The sequence below is a fragment of the Psychrobacter sp. 28M-43 genome, assembly GCF_014770435.1.
GTDB lineage: Bacteria > Pseudomonadota > Gammaproteobacteria > Pseudomonadales > Moraxellaceae > Psychrobacter.
In genome coordinates, this window is the sequence record NZ_CP061739.1 from 2,532,776 (window position 1) to 2,550,943 (window position 18,168).

Consider the following 18,168-nt stretch of genomic DNA (forward strand, 5'->3'; position numbering starts at 1 on the left):
CAAGTAGGTCATGGAAAATAGGATCATCATTTTATGAGTCAAACCCTACCCAAACTCAGTCATCACCTCGTCGATGATGCTCAATATAATTTACTACGTTCGGTAGGTTATCTCACTGCTGCTGAGCGCCGTGATATTGTTGATGCTTGTGAGTTCGGAGATATTGCGCACATTAAAGACAAGCGCAAATCAGGGGAACCTTATATCACGCATCCAATCGCTGTCGCTGAGATACTAGCGGGCTTTCGCTTAGATCGAGATACCATCATTGCAGCAATTTTGCATGACACGGTCGAAGACACCGAAGTTAGCGATGAGCAAATCAAGCAGCGTTATGGCGAAATTGTATCAAGACTGGTCGATGGTGTGACCAAGCTAAAGTCCTCTTCACATAACAAACAGCAGAATAAAGCGGCCACCTTTCATAAAATTTTGACCGCCACCCTTGCCGACCCGCGTGTACTCATTATCAAGCTTGCTGACCGTCTACATAATATGTCTACGCTTGACGCGGTACGTCCTGAAAAACAGCGTACTACAGCTCAAGAAACCTTGGATTTTTATGTGCCATTTGCACGATTAATGGGTCTGAATGATATTGCTGACTATATCGAAGTATTGTGTTATCGCAATTTAGACTCTGATATGTACAACAAGCTGTCTGATAAACTGCTACAGCATGGGCTTGGACGAAATTTTCAAAGAGAGTCGATTCATCGTTATTTGAGTATCGTACTAAACAACTTGGATCTCAATGGTCTAGTCAAAGTCTTAGACAATCGTGTGGTCATATATCGTCAGTTTTTCCGCAATCGCGGTGAAATTAATGCGCTACTGCGTCACTATGCGTTTGAAATCGTCCTCGACAATATCGAAGCATGCGACAAGCTGGCCTATTATTTAATCAAAAAATATCAGATTGATGATACCCATATTGCGGATAATATTCGTCGACCGCTGCCAGGTGGTAACCAATCCCTCACCCTCATCTATGAGCGTGACAATGACGTGGTAAAGGTCACTATATTGACTAAGCAAATGCAAAGCGCTGCGAGACTTGGTGTCATCGGGGCAGAGCACGCGTCTGATGTTAGTCAATCGGTTATCCAAGCATCATTGCGCAACATGAAAGATTTGGTCGACGAAGACAATCTAAATGAAAACAGTCCTGATTTCTCAGCAGCAGTCTCTACCATCAATGAGCTGATGGATTATCTGCACTCTAGTAAGATCATTTGCTACAGTCCTCAAGGGCGTGCTTACGAGCTTCCACAGGGTGCAACGGCACTAGATTTTGCCTACGCGGTCGGGCCTATGATTGGTAACGTTGCCGTTGGTGCAAATATCGACGGTAAAGCTGCAAAGCTTGGTACCGTGGTAAAAAATGGACAGTCCGTTGAGATAGAAGTGAATAGCCACTCAGAACCAAAAGCGGAGTGGCTAGGATTTGTAGTGACTAACAAAGCTCGTGAAGAGATTTTACGTTGGTTCAAAGACTTGTCTGTCGCTGACAAACAACACCATGGCAGGCAAGCATTAGATCGTGCGCTCAGAACGCATCAGAAAAGTTTTGACGACTTGACAGATGCTGACTGGAAAGACCTGACTGAATGGCGTGGCCTAACTGAAAAAGATGCGTTATTTGAACAAATAAGCTCAGGTACGCTACTTCCTCAGCTAGTAGTGACACGTTTATTTAGCGATGAGCTGAGCGACCTACAGGCGAAAGTACATAGCGATGACATGACCCAACCGCAACAGCTGATTGCAAATGCTGCTGGCGTCGAGCTTGATTTTGCTAATTGTTGTCATCCAATATATGGCGACCCTATCGTAGGGCATTTATCGCGTCATGGTTTGGTCGTTCATCGTCATAAGTGTTTCTCACTGGATGATATCCGTAAGGACAATCCTTATCAGGTCATCCAATTACGTTGGCGCAATGACAATGCAGTCAAACAAGGCGACATCGGCGAGCATGACCTAAAAAATAGCGGCAAGATTCGTTTTCCTGCTTATTTAAAGCTCTCTATTGCGCTTAGTGACGAGCAAATCAGTGAAGTTATCTATCACTTACGCCAGCTCAATATGGGTGTGGAAACCGTTGATGTTCGCAATACTGATACCATCATTCATATTGTAGTACGTAGTCGCAATCACTTAGCACAGGGCATTCGTGAACTACGCTCGCTGCTAGGTTTCCCTAACATTATACGGTTATATCAATTATAATAAGCGCATTTGCTGATTTGCATCACTGATATAGTCGTGATGCAAATAGCTAAAATAGAACTGCTATTCTAGTAGCAATGAATCACTCACATAAAATATAAAAGGGATACCCCATGACTCGTCAAACCATCCAAACTGATAAAGCACCTGCAGCAGTTGGCACCTATTCTCAAGCTGTAAAAGTCGGCAATACTGTTTATATCTCAGGTCAGCTTGGTTTTGATCCTGACACTATGGAGCTAAGAGAAGGTTTTAAAGCACAGGCTGAGCAAGTATTTGAAAACATCAAAGCTATCTGTGAAGCAGCTGGTGGCAGTCTAAATGACGTGGTCAAATTCAATGTATCTTTGACTGATTTGAGTGATTTTGCCGTCTTGAACGAAGTGTTTGTCGCCAATCTAAGCGAGCCATACCCTGCCCGTGCTGCCGTCCAAGTAGCTGCTCTACCTAAAGGTGGTGTGGTAGAAATTGAGTCTATTCTTTATATTGAATAAGACGATATTTGATGCTTAATATTAGGTACTAATTGTTAAGCGCTCATTATTAAGTGCTAGTTTTAGCAACAGCCTATAAGTTATATCACCATAAGCTTAGCATCATGCTAAGCTTATTGGTCTCCGTTCTATTATTCTGATCTCATGTTCACCTAATAAGACTGTGAAGCCGTTTATGTTGGTACAAGTTGCTCTGCCCGTTCCCCTTTATCGGGTGTTTGACTATAGCTTACCAGCTGATATGCTTGCTTTGCCAAACAGTGCGATACCGCAAATTGGCAGCCGTGTTGAGGTTTCGTTTGGTCGTCAGACTCTGATTGGCATTGTGATTGCTCATATTTCACAAGACGATAGCAGCGTACCTGTCAATAAAATCAAACCTATTAATAAATGTCTAGACGCTGAGCCTATTTTGGACGCGGACATGCTCAAGCTTGCCTATTGGTTAGCGCGCTATTACCACTATCCACTTGGCGACGTGTTAGCAGTTATCCTGCCAAGCCTTGTCCGTCAAGGCAAACCATTAGACTTGCTGATTACCCATTGGCGGATTTTGCCTCATATCACTGATGATGATTTTCGAGCCAATGCCAAGAAACAAAAGCAACAGTTCGACATGCTAAAGCTACATGGTCAGCACGGTGCAAGCGAAGATGTATTGCTACTAGAAGGGATGCAACGAGCATTTTTAAAGACGCTAGAAGACAAAGGGTTAGTCGAGCGCTATATTCAGCCAAAACAAGCACCTACTCCAGTCAAACTGGCAAAAATGCCACTTGATCTCAATGAGGAGCAGAAACTTGCTGTCGACGCTATTATTGCTGCCCATGAGTCCGATACTTATACTGGTTTTCTGCTCAACGGCATTACTGGTAGTGGTAAAACCGAGGTCTATCTGCAAGCGATGCAAGCTGTACTAGAAGCTGGTAAACAGGTTCTTATTTTAGTACCAGAGATTGGTCTCACACCGCAAACGCGGGCAAGATTTGCCAGTCGGTTTGCCGCCCATATTGTGCTATTACACTCTGGCATGACTAACACTCATCGCTTACAAGGTTGGCAAGACTGCCGTACGGGTCATGCACAAATCGTAATCGGTACACGTTCAGCTGTGCTATACCCCTTTGCAGACTTAGGCCTGATTGTTGTTGATGAGGCGCATGATGGCTCGTACAAGCAACAAGACACATTGCGTTATCATGCCGCTGATGTCGCTCTCTATCGAGGTTTGCAGTACAAAATCCCAGTGATACTCGGTACTGCCACACCTTCTCTCGAGCATTTAAAACTGGTCGATGATGGCAAACTGGCAGAATACCAACTGCTTACTCGTCCGGGCAATGCCAAACCTGCAACCATGCAGCTGATCGATGCTCGCTTGCAAAGCACCCATCAACAGGCACAAGATGACGGTGCGCGCTATGATACAGGGCTGACGGATGCCATGATCGGGGCGATACGGCAAACGCTAGAAGCTGGTGATCAGGTATTGATCTTTTTAAATCGTCGTGGCTATGCGCCTGTTCTATTGTGCGAGGCTTGTGGCTGGCAAGCAGATTGTCCGCGCTGTGACGCTCACCTGACCGTTCACTATAATAGCCAATCCCAGCGAAACAGTTATTCAAGCAACTCTTATTTGAAATGTCATCATTGCGATTGGCAAGCCTATATCCCTACCGTATGCCCTGATTGTGGCAGTCAAAATCTGGATGCCAAAGGTATGGGAACGACAAGGCTCAGTGAAAATCTACACGCAATCTTTGCTAACCCCCAAACCAGCAAAGAGCTCTATCCAATTATTCAAATAGACCGTGATACCACAAGACGCAAAGACAGCTGGGGAAATATTTATGAGCAAATCAATAAAGGCAACCCAGCTATATTGGTCGGTACACAGATGGTTGCCAAAGGTCATCACTTCCCCAATGTCACGCTGGTTTGCTTACCCAATGCCGATCGCGGATTTCTATCAGCAGACTTCCGCTCACCAGAGCATACTGCACAGCTCATGATTCAGGTGGCTGGCCGTGCTGGTCGAGGTGACAAAGCTGGCCGCGTATTGATTCAAACGTTGCAACCTGATAACGAGTTACTATTGAAACTGGTCAAAGACGGCTACTTGTCATTCGCGCGCGAGTTATTGCAAGAGCGTCAAATGATGGGCTTACCTCCTCATCGACATGCTGCATTGATACGCTGTGAAGGCAAAACATTAGCAGCTACTACTCAAGCGCTCAAGGATGCTATTGCGCATTTGCCGAAAGCTCATAACCTCGCTGTTCTCGGTCCTATTGATGCGCCCATGAGTAAAAAGAACAGTCGCTATCATGCTCAGCTTTTGCTATTGGCTAAAGACCGCCGTCAATTGCACCATGTGTTGGGACAGTGGTGGCAGCCAGTGCTTGCCCTACCAAGCGCTAAATACCTTAAGCTTACTTTGGACATTGATCCTGTCGGTTGGTAGTTCTCACTTAGTTCTCAACAAATAGGTGTGTATCTTTCTGCTCCTCCTCTCATCATGTTTACTTCGTCGTTACAGCTTCTCATGCTTGGCTATGTTAAATTTATAACCATCAAATGGTATGCGGCAAAGGCTCTACGCCTACTCTACCCATAGCAAGCATCACTTATTAGTAAACGTCACTTATCAGTAAACATCATCTATCGAACGCAACTATCAGCGAATTTGAGTATTATTATGAATGCAAATAATCCAAACTCTGACGAGCACAATCATAGCCAACAGCATGATAATACGGATGTGCCTAAGTACGTTCGCGAAGATGAAGAAAATAACTACACTCAGGGAAATCAAGGCCATCACGATCATGATGAGCATCTAGAACAGACAACCACAGCACGAGATACCAAAGGCTATCAGCGTACGTTGTTGTTCAGCTTTATTATCATTACTGGTTATATGTTTATCGAAGCCATTGGTGGTTGGCTTACCGGTAGTTTAGCCTTACTATCTGATGCAGGGCATATGTTAAGCGATGCGATAGCGCTCGGTGCCACTTTGGTCGCGTTTAAAATTGGCGAAAAAGCGGCCACTCACCAGAAAACTTTCGGCTACAAGCGCTTTGAGATATTAGTTGCTACGGTAAATGGTGCAACACTTGTCATAATCGCTTTGATGATTTTTTATGAAGCGATCAAACGCTTTAACTCACCGCCAGAAATTGCGACCCAAGGCATGCTTATCGTGGCCACTATCGGCATGCTGATCAATATTTTGGTCGCTTGGCTAATGCACCGAGGTAGTCAAGGTGGCGAGTCACACGGCCATAATCATAGTCATGGTACGGATGATGCCAAGGTCACAGAGCAGAAACCTAATAATGCAGAACCCGTTAACCTCAATATGCAAAGCGCCTATTTGCACGTATTGAGCGATTTGTTAGGGTCAGTGGCTGCGATTATCGCTGCACTGCTCATGATGGGTTTTGGTTGGGTATGGGCAGATGCAGTGGCATCAGTAATCGTTGCTGTGCTTATTTTAATCAGTGGCTACCGCGTCGTACGTGATTCTGTGCATATATTAATGGAAGGAACGCCTGCCAATATATCGCTAGTCGATGTGGAGCAAAAATTACTCGAAGACTCTCAAGTACAAAAGGTACATGACCTACATGTTTGGAGTATTACTAGCGGACTTAATGCACTCTCTTGTCACGTGGTAGTCGATGGTGAAATGAGTATCCATGAATCAAATATTCTAATTGCCAGTCTCGAGCAAAGACTGCTGGAGCTTGGTATTCATCATGCTACTATTCAGGTTGAAAGCTCGTCTCATCCACAGAATATCTCACATAGCGATGCATTGGTATGTGATATTTCGGGACAGCTACCTGATGGTAATAGTCATATTGGTCATAACCATTAACGATACATTTTCAGCTAAGTGATTGAATAAAGGAGTTAGTAACTCGAATCATAACCTAGAAAATACAAGTATATGCATCTGTTACTGGCTCATACTAAAAGTTACGTAGAATTAGAACTAGAATCTAGATCACATTAAAGCAGTCGTGATTTGCGACAATCTTTTGTTTTATTCAACTTAAAAAAATTAAGTCCGAATCGGCTTATGTGGTTATAATAACTATTATAAAGTTTTGTTTAGCATCCCAGTTAATTTTTATAATTATACTTTTTGGTATTTTCACTCTATCTATTGATGATACAACACTATGTCTAGACGCTCAGCACCCTTTGTCGCCCCAGACTATATCGATGATCCTGCATCAAAAGATGGCAAAAAACACGCCAAAGTTTTGTTATCAACGCTGCAAGAAGACATTGCAAACTTCCGTAATGAACAGTTCCCACCTGATATTTTGCGACAAATCCGCGATATGCCTATTTATGAAGGTAACTTAACCGAAGTCCAAACGTATCAGCAACGTTGGCAAAACCTGCTTGAGCGCGCAAAGGATTTTTATCCAGCGGCCAACATGCCACCTGACTATCTACCGCTTCCAGCCAGTCTTGAAATACCGCAATTTATCTATCATGTTCAGCGCTTACATTTGACTAAGACACGTGCTAAAGAGTCCAAAAGCTTTGGATCAGTAGGCGCCCTGACCGATAAGTGTGGTCAATATACGGATGATGAAATTGAGCGCATGACAGCGATATTAGACACTAACGATGAAGCTCGACTGGTAGCGCATCGTGAATTTATCGATTTGCGTGCTTATGTTTTTTGTCGTGATAGCAAGGGTGAGATGCTAGAGCCTGAGCGGGTACGCTTTTATCGTACTGGTCTCATTGTACATGCTCTGCCTGATTTTAAGATTGTAGATAGTCGCCAGACACCACGTAAACGTCGCAACGATGCTTATAATAATCCGCTTGCAGACAATGGTGTGTGGAAAATTTATCGCAAAAAATAATAGATACTAGCGCGATATTGTTTTAGCCATACTTATTTTAGTCACGTCCATTTTATATTGTGTATTTTATTCAAATTTTTAAGGAGCCCAGATGTTCGCTGCTGCCGCCGGCTCACCAAATCTCATGTTGCAAGCTACTATCTTTTTGGGAGCAGCATTGCTCTTCGTACCCCTTGGTAAGCGCTTCGGCATTGCAACGGTTTTAGGCTACCTCATCACTGGACTCATATTGGGCCCAAGTGGCTTGGATGTGGCAGGCGACGCTGAAAGTCTATTGCACTTTTCAGAGTTTGGCGTGGTCATGTTGCTGTTTATTATCGGGCTTGAGCTCCAACCTTCGCGGCTCTGGGCATTGCGCCGCTCTATATTTGTATTGGGCGGTTTGCAGGTCGGTTTGACTGGTACGCTACTGATGTGGCTCCTACATCAATTTTTCTCCTTACAACTAGATACCGCCTTTATCGTTGGTTTTGGTTTAGCGCTGTCTTCTACCGCGTTTGTACTACAGATACTAACTGAGAAACAGCAGCTTTCGAGCACGCATGGTCGAGAAGCTTTTACTATTTTATTATTCCAAGATATTGCGGTCATTCCATTGTTGGCAGTCATTCCGTTTTTATCAGGGGTGCGTGAGCAAAGCTACGACTTGATTTATTTTGGTAAGGTATTTGCTGTCTTTGCCGGACTGATTTTCGCCAGCCGATATGTGGTTCGACCCTTCTTTAAATTTGTGGCTTCTAGTGGTGCCTCAGAACTACTGACAGCGGTCGCGCTATTTATTGTGATGGGCGTGTCTATCTTAATGGGCCAAATTGGCCTATCAATGGCATTAGGTGCATTTTTGACAGGTGTGTTGTTAGCAGATTCCGAGTATCGCCATGAGTTAGAGGCCAGTATCGAACCTTTTAAAGGATTGTTATTAGGTCTCTTCTTTATGTCGGTCGGTATGCTTACCGACGTCAAACTCATTCTGGCAGAGCCTATCTTTATCATTGGCTGCGCGCTCGCCTTGATGTTTATCAAGTTTGCAGTGATTGCAGGGATTGCAAAAGTATCGGGCAATCGCTGGCCGACCAGTATCCGATTGGGCGTAACCCTAGCTCAAGGTGGTGAGTTTGCCTTTGTCCTATTCAGTGTCGCCACTGCCCAAAATGTCTTACGACCTGAGCTTGCTAACACCCTTAACCTTGTGGTTACCATCTCGATGGCGCTGACACCTCTGGCATTCTTGCTATTAGAAAAAGTAGGTGAGCCATTATTTGCCAAGAGCAAGCCGAGCCGCGAATACGATACCATTCCCGATCATGAGCATCAGGTAATTATTGCAGGCTTTGGCCGCGTCGGTCAGATTATTGGCCGTGTACTGCGCATGCATAATATCGAATTTACCGCCATCGAACGCTCTGCAAACCGAGTAGATTTTGTAAGAAAATTCGGTAACCAAGTATATTATGGCGATCCAAAAAACCCCGAGATTTTACGAGCGGCAGGTATTCAAAAAGCGCGGGTGTTTATTCTTGCCATCGATGACTTAGAGCGTTCTATCACCACCGCTCAATACTTACGTAAAAATTATCCTGAACTGATTGTATTGGCAAGAGCGCGCGATCGTCAGCACTATTATCGTTTGCGTGAGGTTGGCGTGCGTCATATTTGGCGTGAGACTTATTTGTCGTCTTTGGACATGTCACGCGAATCATTACAATTATTAGGTATCTCACCAGAAAAAGCGCGAGAAACAGTAAAAACATTCCGTGACTATGATGATGACTTGATCGAACGCCAACAAGCTATCTATGATGATGAAGCCAGCATGATTGAATCCGCACAATCAGCAATGGCTGAGCTTGAAAGCTTGTTTGATGAAGACATTGGTAAAGCACGAAAAATGGATTTGACCGATTTTTATGAGGCGTTAAAGAGCCAAGCAACACCAGTTGAGGAAAAGAATGATACTGCAACGGACTCTAAGCATTAGCTCTCAGTACTAGCAGCATCTACAAACACTCGTAAAGCACAGCCCCTAATCAGCTATGCAGTTTTTAGGGGCTTGTTTTTTATTCAGTGAGCTGGTGCAATCCCAGTTATCACTATCTGGTATATGATAAAAGACCAGCGTCTGCTCGTTTAAGTAGCGTATTGGAAACGTCACGTTTTGAATCGTTGCCACTACCGCACAGTCGGTTTCTGTCACGCCAGCGGCCTGCGTATCGACATGCATACGTATTTGCTGCTGCTCGGTACTCAGGGGCAGATTTACTGGGCACTGCCCTGTCTGCTGATAAATCAACGCCACTCGATTTTGGGCATTCTTTGCAATATCATAAGCATCAAACAAAACTTCGTTTGCTTTTGGCTTGGCAATAATCGGTAAGAACTGCACCTTAATCACCAATAACGAAAATGCAAAAAAACCAAACCCTAATGCCAGTCCAAATAAGCTAACACTACCTTCTCTTTGCAGATGCGCCTTCTGTGCTGCCTCATCTCGCGGATGATCATTTATCGCATCAGCGATTTCACGCCTTGCCATTCGGTAGTAATACGCATCTGTCCAACGTGCCACCATAAACGACCAAAACAGCCAAATAACGGCAGCAATACCGATACGTGTTGCCATTTGATAAGCGTCTGGTACATAGGACATCGCTATAAATTCAAAGGCGACTAGCATTAATGCCACATTAATCTGGATAAAAGACCACCCTGCGACACTATAGACGATCGCATCCATATAGCGCTTGCGATATAGCAACCAAGGAAAAGTGATTAAAAATGCAGCCCAATGCCATTTTGGTGACAGATAACCTTGCTGATCAAACTGCTCAAAACGTTTGAGATAATAACGCTGGGTACGATTACCGATGAACCACTTGTCTAACTGCTTACGTTTAGCAGGTGTTAACGACTCTTGATAAAATGGTGGCGGTGAATCTGTCTCGATAAATAACATGGCAACACGCTCTACTTACTGACTCTTAGGAAAAGCATTTGAAAAATACCATTATATGATAACGCTAAAACCCGTGTGTAACAGAGAGAAACCACAGCACTGACCAGCAAATACGCGAAAATAGGATTGTCCGTTCACAGTTGTATGGATTTGACTTATAATAAGCAAACATCACCCACCTAATTAAGCCTTACGAATCCTATGAGTCAACATTCTGATATCAATGACAACGTCAATAGTACCGATACTACTGATGAGCAAACCCTTAATAGCACAAGCGAGCCTATCGATATCGATAACAGCACTAGCCAAGAGATAGAACCGACCTCTGAGAAGCATATCCGCATCGTCAATACGTTTATGAAGCGCCGTACGCACATGAACAAAAACGCCGAGCTTGCATTAACTGCTCCAGAGTTTTCTGAGTATTTGGTCAATAACAGTTTTGGTGATGGCGATCTTACCGGTATTGACAACTTACGTACGTTATTTGCTGATAGCCCTAACGGTCCAGATGCGCCGCTTACGGTAGAGATTGGTTTTGGCTTGGGTGATTCGTTTATTGAAATGGCGGCCGCTGACCCTACTCGTAATTTTGTCGGTGTAGAAGTGCATGAGCCTGGTATTGGTAAATGTGCGTATATGGCTGGCACCCAAGATTTGAGTAATGTGAAAATCATCAATGGTGATGCCATTCAATTGCTCAAGCAGCTACCAGAAAACCATATCGACCGTATTCAGCTATACTTCCCTGATCCATGGCAAAAGAAGCGTCACTATAAGCGTCGTTTTGTCAGTCCTGAACGTATGACCATCGTTACGCGCAGCTTAAAACAAGGCGGCTGGTTCCATACAGCAACTGACTGGGAGCACTATGCATTTTGGATGGTTGAAGTATTGGATGGTTTCGCTGGACTGACTAACAAAGCAGGTACAGGTAACTTCACTGAACGTCCTGACTTTCGTCCAATGACTAAGTTTGAGCGTCGTGGCCTCGATCGTGGGCATGGCGTCTGGGATTTGATCTATATCAAAGACTGATTAATACAGCTCTACTTTTAAGTGTTTTGACAAAGCGGCTATCTGATGTAGCCGCTTTTTTGTGCCCTTCTATAGGCTGTAGAAAATATCTCTAAAAATACTAGACATCCTATACATAACTATGTCTACTGACATCTTAGATGTATATCTTGAGTCACACTCCTGACTTTTAATGCCTATAGTATGATTATGCATAAAAAAAGATAAATTTATAATTTGTGAAACATAGCGCTCATAGCGTTGTTTGTAGACAAAACTGCTTCTCTAAAGTGATTAGAAACGAAATATAGAATCCATTCCTAATACTAATAATCTACGTAAACTTATGTATTATAAGGCTTTACAGAGTTCTCCCCATAAGCTGTGGATAACCCTGTGCATAAGTCACTACTTGACAACTTTATAGCTAAGCAACTTAAAGGATAAGGTAAAATCGTTCATTTTTTGTACAATTTATAAAACCTTTAAAATCAGTTACTTACATTAAATTTATACACATAAAAAATTATTTTAAATAATTTCTAAAATAATTTAATTCTTAATAATGTTTCACAATCAGCAAAAATAAGCCTTTTATTTGTTGTGGACAACTCCCAAATCTATTGACAAGCATAGTCATTATCAGGTTCAAAACAACAGCGAGCTATAGCATCATTTTTGTAGATTTTTAACCTCATGCCATACGACAGATAGTGTCGTCTAGCATCCCTCAACGCTCATTATAGTGCTTTGCTTTTGTTATAATTACCTTATCAAATCAACAGTGTTAAGAAGTTGAGTCAAGTAATTAGCACGCCAAGTCTGACTTAAAAACAACGATAACGACAGTGTATTACGGACTTATTTTTACTTCTCTCGCTATTTAATTTTACTGTATAGTAGAACGATACATTCGATACTACTACCTATACCAGTCACGTAACAACCTATTTTTTGATAAAACAGCCAAACAATAATTGCCGACTTCATAACAGTCAGTATGCGTTTGCCAAAAGTTTTAACCGTACCAATATTTTATTTATAGCATCAACTTAACTACCGAAAATAAGGAATCCAATATGGACGACAATAAAGCCAAAGCCCTCAAAGCGGCATTAGGTCAAATCGAAAAGCAATTTGGTAAAAACACCATCATGCATCTAGGCGATGACTCGGCCATTATGGATGTCGATGTGGTCTCTACAGGCTCTCTAGGATTAGACATTGCGCTTGGTATTGGTGGTCTACCAAAAGGCCGTATCGTTGAAATTTACGGTCCAGAAAGCTCAGGTAAGACGACGATGACCCTGCAAGCTATTGCAGAATGTCAAAAGCAAGGCGGTACCTGTGCCTTTATCGATGCTGAGCATGCGCTTGACCCTGTCTATGCTCGCAAGCTTGGGGTAAACACTGATGACTTATTGCTTTCTCAGCCTGACAATGGCGAGCAAGCACTTGAAATTACCGATATGTTGGTACGCTCAGGTGCAATCGACATGATCGTAATTGACTCAGTAGCTGCATTGACACCACGTGCCGAGATTGAAGGCGAAATGGGCGACTCGCACATGGGTCTACAAGCGCGCCTAATGAGCCAAGCCCTACGTAAAATCACTGGTAACGCCAAACGCTCTAACTGTATGGTGGTGTTTATTAACCAGATTCGTATGAAAATTGGTGTTATGTTCGGTAGCCCTGAGACTACGACTGGTGGTAACGCGCTGAAATTCTACGCCTCTGTACGTATGGATATTCGCCGTATTGGTGCGGTCAAAAACGGTGATGAAATCATCGGTAACCAGACCCGTGTCAAAGTTATCAAAAATAAAATGGCACCACCTTTCCGCCAAGCTGAGTTCGAAATTACTTACGGTGAAGGTACGAATCACTTAGCCGAAGTCATCGACTTAGGTGTGGAGATTGGGGCCGTTGGCAAAGCAGGATCTTGGTACAGTTATGGCGACGAAAAAATCGGTCAAGGTAAAGCCAACTCTGTGCTTTTCTTAAAAGAGAATCCTGCCATTGCTCAAGAAATCGAAGACAAGATACGTGACGAAAAGCTTGGTACGAAGAAAAATAGCAAAGCCGATGAAACTGAAGAAGCAGAACAGGCTTCTGAACCTGTACAATAATGGTTTAATGATTAACCGTTGTCAGTAACTATGATTTATTATGAAAATTAAAACCTTAGCTGAAATCCTAGCTGAGTCGGGTGCCGACTCAGCTGGTTCTGTTGATAGCAAACCAAAAAAACTATCTAAGAACTCTTATACTAAAGAGCCTAAAAAACTAAGGAAATCCAGTAAACGGACTGTCCGTTCAAGTAAAGATGATTCAGTCACGAATGACGCTACTATTGATACAGCGTTTTTTGAAGACTCCTCCCCTAAGTCAAAGAAAACTTCTAAATCTAAAAAACGTAAAAAGTGTTTTCACCCAGCGGCTAATTTTACCGCTGAGCCTAGTGACACCCCTACATATCAACCCCCTGAAGCGCAAACCATCAAAGAGATGCTGGCAGAAGTCAAACTCGACATTCAGAATGACGAAATTGACAATAGCTTAGCAACAGATAAGGGTCGTAGCACTGAGCCATTTCCGAAAAACTCAGAAAATGAAGCTGAACTTTTTGCTATCAATGGTAGTGAAACAGACAGCCAAAACGATAACATACCAGCCGCGCTCAAAGCTTACTTACGAACCCCTGAACAAAAACAAGCAGAAATCGATGCGATCAAAGCAGAAAGTCGATTGCGTTGGCTCGCATTTTATTATTTATCACGCCGTGAATACGGTAAGGCTGAGCTAAAGCAAAAGCTGATCGACAAAGAGCAAGACCCAGAGAAAGTTGACGCACTGCTAGATGAGTTTGAAGAAAAAGGTTATCAGAGTGATTACCGCACTACCCTAATGCTGATACGTGAGAATATTCGTAAAGGCCGCGGACGTGGTCGGATCAAACAAGAGTTCTATCGCAAGAAGATTGCTATGCCAGGTAACATCGATGAGCTAATCGATATGGCAAATACTGAGTCTGATGAATTTAGTGAGTTTGTAGATGATGATGCAGACAACTTAGTCCATGGTGTAGATTGGCTAAAACTGGCGGTGATAGCTCGTACCAAAAAATACGGTAATGAGATACCAGTTGAGCAAAAGGAAAAAGCTAAGCAGCTACGTTTTTTACAGTATAGAGGGTTTAATACCGATATCTGCTTTGCCGCACTTAACCATACTACAGAGTCGCTAGACGAACGATTTTAAGGGCTTACTATCGCTATCCCTGTCAAACGGTATTTATCGACAGTCATACTCTTGTGATAGACGTAAAAAAGAGCACGTTATATAACGTGCCCTTTGATCAATACTATCAATTATTTTAATCTACATGACTTCTAAGAATTCAGTTAGAAATTTTCGAATTCTAAGCTGACAAACTACTTAAAATTACCAAGACGGCTAGATAGCTGGCTAATGATTTGATCTATCTCTTCATTGGCTTCAGACTCATTATCTAGATTACCATTAGGCGTTAGCTGATTCATAACCTCAGGCAACAGCTCAGCAAGTCCCTGTCTTACCTCAGTTTCATTAGCACCAGTATGAGCGGCCACTTGCTGAATTTCATTTTCGTCAAATAAACGGTTAATTTCGTTTGGATCTAAATTATCATTTGCTTCATTATTACTCATCCAAGAGCGTGCTTGACCTTCATAGCCCATACCAGTGATTTTCGACAATGCACCGCTCAAACCACCGTTACGTTTGATCCAGCTAAGAACCATGGGCATCAATGCTGCAACGAGCATACCTTTACCACCAAACCCACTATTAGTACGCTGACCACCTAACACACTACCTAAAATATCACCTAGTCCGCCAGCACCTGAACTCATACCGCCGCGCTGACTACCGCCCGTGAGACCACCAATGATGTCATCTAAGCCAAAACCATTATCTGCTTGACGGCTATTTTGTTGAGGGCTATAACCACCTGCCTGACTGCCACCGCCCAGCACACTACCTAAAATATCACCTAGTCCGCCAGTCTGCCGTGTTTCAGTACGTTGGTTAACTGGATTGCGCTGAGCGTCGTCTGGATTCATTGCACTACGTGCCACTTGGCTCACTAAATTCCCTAATAAGCTCATTATCTATTCCTCTTTTTATCGTATTGTTTAGTACAAAAATACTGCTAAAATTTATGAAACCTCATATCTGCCTATATGTTCTTTAATAACGGGACAGCAGAATTACGAGTTTTATTTTCTATTTTTAATATAACAGATTTTAATATAACAAACCTCTTTGTCCTTGGAGTTAGCTATTTTGTTATGACGTGTAGGGATTTCTCATCGTAAAAGGAGAAATATAAGACCAATAAATACTCAGCTATCTAATATTACCCTTACTGATATTGGTTAAAATATTTAATTGTCGCCATTGCTCAGAATTTACTTGGTCGCGGAATATAGTAGTCGAAAACGATCTTTGATAAGGTTCAACGATATCGAACTCGATACTCATTGCCCACTTATAACAATTTATATCGACTAACTCTGCTTGCCATAACTCATCGCCGCGACCCGTTCGTATCAGTAACTGCCATTCTTTATCGTCACGCTGACTGAGCGAAGGCTGACCAATATGTAATAGTATCGGTCTCGATATAATCAGATAACTTGCAACTGCTGCCGAGACTATTAAGATTAGTAAATACTGCCACAAAGTCAAAGATGCAAACCATGCCAATATCATCATAACGCCAGTCAAGCCTACATATAGCAGCGCGCGTACATAACTGGCAGGCTTGATAGCTGTATCAATACGTAGCGAAGTTACTGGCGTCATATAAGCGTACCATGGGAAACGTTAGATATTGTACTGACCCATTCTTTAAAAGCTAAACCAAGTCTTTGGTATGGCGCCATGTTTTTATCTTATTGACCAACGCCCAGATGTCATCCTCTTCTGGACGATTTTGATTGGTAAAATAGTCTAGCAAGTCTGGGTCTTCATGAGTGAGCATTTCTGCAAATGTTGCTTGTTCAGTAGCATCTGCTGTCAGATATAGCTCTTTAACGTAAGGATCAATATAAAAATCCAATTCTTTTAATCCGCGGCGAGCTTGATAAATGATACGGCGCTGTTCATTGGTTGGTTCTGGCTGAGTTGTACTTGTCATAGATTTACTCTTATTAATTGAGATAGTTTTATTGGTTTAGATAGTTTTATTGGTTTAGATAGTTTTATTGGTTTAGATAGTTTAAAAATAGACGTTAAGCATAGCGTATAGAATATTTATAGTCTTAAAATCTCACTATGCATTCGGACATGTAGAATGAAATTAACAACGATATGCTGACAGTTGACTCCATAATGCCACTGCTTGCTGCATCATCGCCACATTATGCGTACGAATGATACTTGCGCCTTGTTGTAGCGCAAACAACCCAGCTGCCGTTCCTGCCGAATCACGTTCCGCCGCTTGCGTCGTACTTACGGATTGCACCCCACTTTTGGTCAATACTTCTGCTAAAAATCGCTTACGAGAAATGCCAAACATCATCGGCAACCCTAATGTCTGCAAGCTACTCAGCTGGCTTAATAATGCGCAGTGATGCTCATAGTTCTTAGCAAAACCAAAACCTGGGTCGATAATGATATTGCTTTGTTTGACGCCGATGCTAACTACTTCGTTAATACGGTCGAGCAGCTCTGTACGCACTTCATCGATCACATCATCATAGTGTGCCAGATTATTCATTGTCGTTGGCTCACCGCGCATATGCATTAGCATAACAGGTATATTAAGCTTAGCCGCCAGCTCTGCCGCACCAGTACGTTTCAGTGCTCGTACATCGTTCCAAATGTCAGCACCTTCATTAAACGCTGCCTGCATGACTTCAGGGCTGCTAGTATCAATCGATAACCAAATGGCATTACCACAGTGCTGACGAATGGCTCGGACCACTGGTACAACTCGCTGTATCTCATCATCAGTTGCCACAGTTTGCGCATTTGGACGAGTAGATTCACCACCGATATCAATAGTAGTAGCGCCTTCATTTATCATCTGCTGACAGTGCGCAACGGCTTTGTCTACTGCGTTAAATTGCCCACCGTCTGAAAATGAATCTGGCGTTACGTTCAGGATACCCATGATATGCGGCTGCGACAAATCTAAGGTTTTATCACGGCTAAATACTTGGTAGTTGGGTAAAGGTTGGAATAATGACATGAATAATCCATCACAAGTAAAATTTATAATGCAGCTTTAGGACGTGTTGAACATTCGACCATGGCACTGACAGAGACTATTTTTTAGACAGTTCGACGTTAAAAATAGTAAGTTTAGTCATTCTAAGCGTGTATTTTTAACAATGAAATGGCAAAAAAGAGTCCTGTTTTCTTCTGTTAATATTAGAGCTGAGCCTAAAACTGCCCCCAGATCCATACAAGCAGTACGTTGCAAACCTATTTAAGGCTGGAGCATTACCGTCACTTTATGCCTTGTCTGGAAAGGTTTTAGCGATTAGCAGTGCCTATTTGTGAATGTTCAACACGCCCT

The 18,168-nt window shown here is 42.8% G+C and carries 14 protein-coding genes; 9 read left to right on the top strand and 5 right to left on the bottom strand.

Annotation, left to right across the window (positions count from 1 at the left end; translation table 11 throughout):
• Nucleotides 1–33: 33 nt before the first annotated feature.
• The 6 genes from IEE84_RS10590 to IEE84_RS10615 all read left to right on the top strand — a co-directional run bounded on the left by IEE84_RS10590 (nucleotide 34) and on the right by IEE84_RS10615 (nucleotide 9,602).
• Nucleotides 34–2,232, top strand: coding sequence for a RelA/SpoT family protein (locus IEE84_RS10590; RefSeq protein ID WP_057761397.1), 2,199 nt, complete (start codon nucleotides 34–36; stop codon nucleotides 2,230–2,232).
• Between the two features lie 113 nt (nucleotides 2,233–2,345).
• A complete protein-coding gene (locus IEE84_RS10595; protein WP_057761400.1) occupies nucleotides 2,346–2,726 on the top strand; it encodes a RidA family protein in 381 nt (126 codons plus the stop codon).
• 175 nt (nucleotides 2,727–2,901) lie between these two features.
• Nucleotides 2,902–5,190, top strand: coding sequence for a primosomal protein N' (locus tag IEE84_RS10600; RefSeq protein WP_191114147.1), 2,289 nt, complete (start codon nucleotides 2,902–2,904; stop codon nucleotides 5,188–5,190).
• A 234-nt stretch (nucleotides 5,191–5,424) separates the two neighbouring features.
• Nucleotides 5,425–6,612, top strand: coding sequence for a cation diffusion facilitator family transporter (locus tag IEE84_RS10605; RefSeq protein WP_191114148.1), 1,188 nt, complete (start codon nucleotides 5,425–5,427; stop codon nucleotides 6,610–6,612).
• A 307-nt stretch (nucleotides 6,613–6,919) separates the two neighbouring features.
• The gene (locus tag IEE84_RS10610; protein ID WP_191114149.1) at nucleotides 6,920–7,624 is read left to right on the top strand and encodes a hypothetical protein; all 705 of its coding nucleotides are present in this window, start codon (nucleotides 6,920–6,922) and stop codon (nucleotides 7,622–7,624) included.
• A gap of 91 nt (nucleotides 7,625–7,715) precedes the next feature.
• Entirely contained in the window at nucleotides 7,716–9,602 is a 1,887-nt protein-coding gene (locus IEE84_RS10615) for a monovalent cation:proton antiporter-2 (CPA2) family protein (RefSeq protein ID WP_191114150.1), read from the top strand.
• Nucleotides 9,603–9,647: 45 nt separating this feature from the next.
• Here the strand turns inward: IEE84_RS10615 and IEE84_RS10620 are convergent, their stop codons facing one another.
• Complete coding sequence (locus IEE84_RS10620; protein ID WP_191114151.1) at nucleotides 9,648–10,577, bottom strand: DUF2628 domain-containing protein; 930 nt, start codon at nucleotides 10,575–10,577, stop codon at nucleotides 9,648–9,650.
• Between the two features lie 201 nt (nucleotides 10,578–10,778).
• Here IEE84_RS10620 and trmB point away from each other — a divergent pair, with 201 nt between their 5' ends.
• The 3 genes from trmB (at nucleotide 10,779) to IEE84_RS10635 (ending at nucleotide 14,861) form a co-directional block, all read left to right on the top strand.
• Nucleotides 10,779–11,618 (top strand): tRNA (guanosine(46)-N7)-methyltransferase TrmB, encoded by an 840-nt coding sequence (gene trmB / locus IEE84_RS10625; protein ID WP_191114152.1) that lies wholly within the window; start codon nucleotides 10,779–10,781, stop codon nucleotides 11,616–11,618.
• Nucleotides 11,619–12,676: 1,058 nt separating this feature from the next.
• Complete coding sequence (recA, locus tag IEE84_RS10630; protein ID WP_101205782.1) at nucleotides 12,677–13,729, top strand: recombinase RecA; 1,053 nt, start codon at nucleotides 12,677–12,679, stop codon at nucleotides 13,727–13,729.
• Nucleotides 13,730–13,769: 40 nt separating this feature from the next.
• Nucleotides 13,770–14,861, top strand: coding sequence for a regulatory protein RecX (locus IEE84_RS10635; RefSeq protein WP_191114153.1), 1,092 nt, complete (start codon nucleotides 13,770–13,772; stop codon nucleotides 14,859–14,861).
• A 173-nt stretch (nucleotides 14,862–15,034) separates the two neighbouring features.
• On the opposite strand, the gene IEE84_RS10640 is transcribed toward IEE84_RS10635, so the two are convergent.
• The 4 genes from IEE84_RS10640 to folP all read right to left on the bottom strand — a co-directional run bounded on the left by IEE84_RS10640 (nucleotide 15,035) and on the right by folP (nucleotide 17,838).
• On the bottom strand, nucleotides 15,035–15,748 hold the full coding sequence (locus IEE84_RS10640; protein ID WP_102092773.1) for a YidB family protein: 714 nt from the start codon (nucleotides 15,746–15,748) through the stop codon (nucleotides 15,035–15,037).
• Nucleotides 15,749–15,989: 241 nt separating this feature from the next.
• Nucleotides 15,990–16,448 carry a protein YgfX gene (locus IEE84_RS10645; RefSeq protein ID WP_191114154.1) on the bottom strand — a complete coding sequence of 153 codons (459 nt, stop codon included), beginning with the start codon at nucleotides 16,446–16,448 and terminating at the stop codon, nucleotides 15,990–15,992.
• Nucleotides 16,449–16,500: 52 nt separating this feature from the next.
• Complete coding sequence (locus IEE84_RS10650; RefSeq protein ID WP_057761419.1) at nucleotides 16,501–16,782, bottom strand: FAD assembly factor SdhE; 282 nt, start codon at nucleotides 16,780–16,782, stop codon at nucleotides 16,501–16,503.
• Between the two features lie 162 nt (nucleotides 16,783–16,944).
• Entirely contained in the window at nucleotides 16,945–17,838 is an 894-nt protein-coding gene (folP, locus tag IEE84_RS10655; RefSeq protein WP_191114155.1) for a dihydropteroate synthase, read from the bottom strand.
• Nucleotides 17,839–18,168 lie beyond the last annotated feature (330 nt).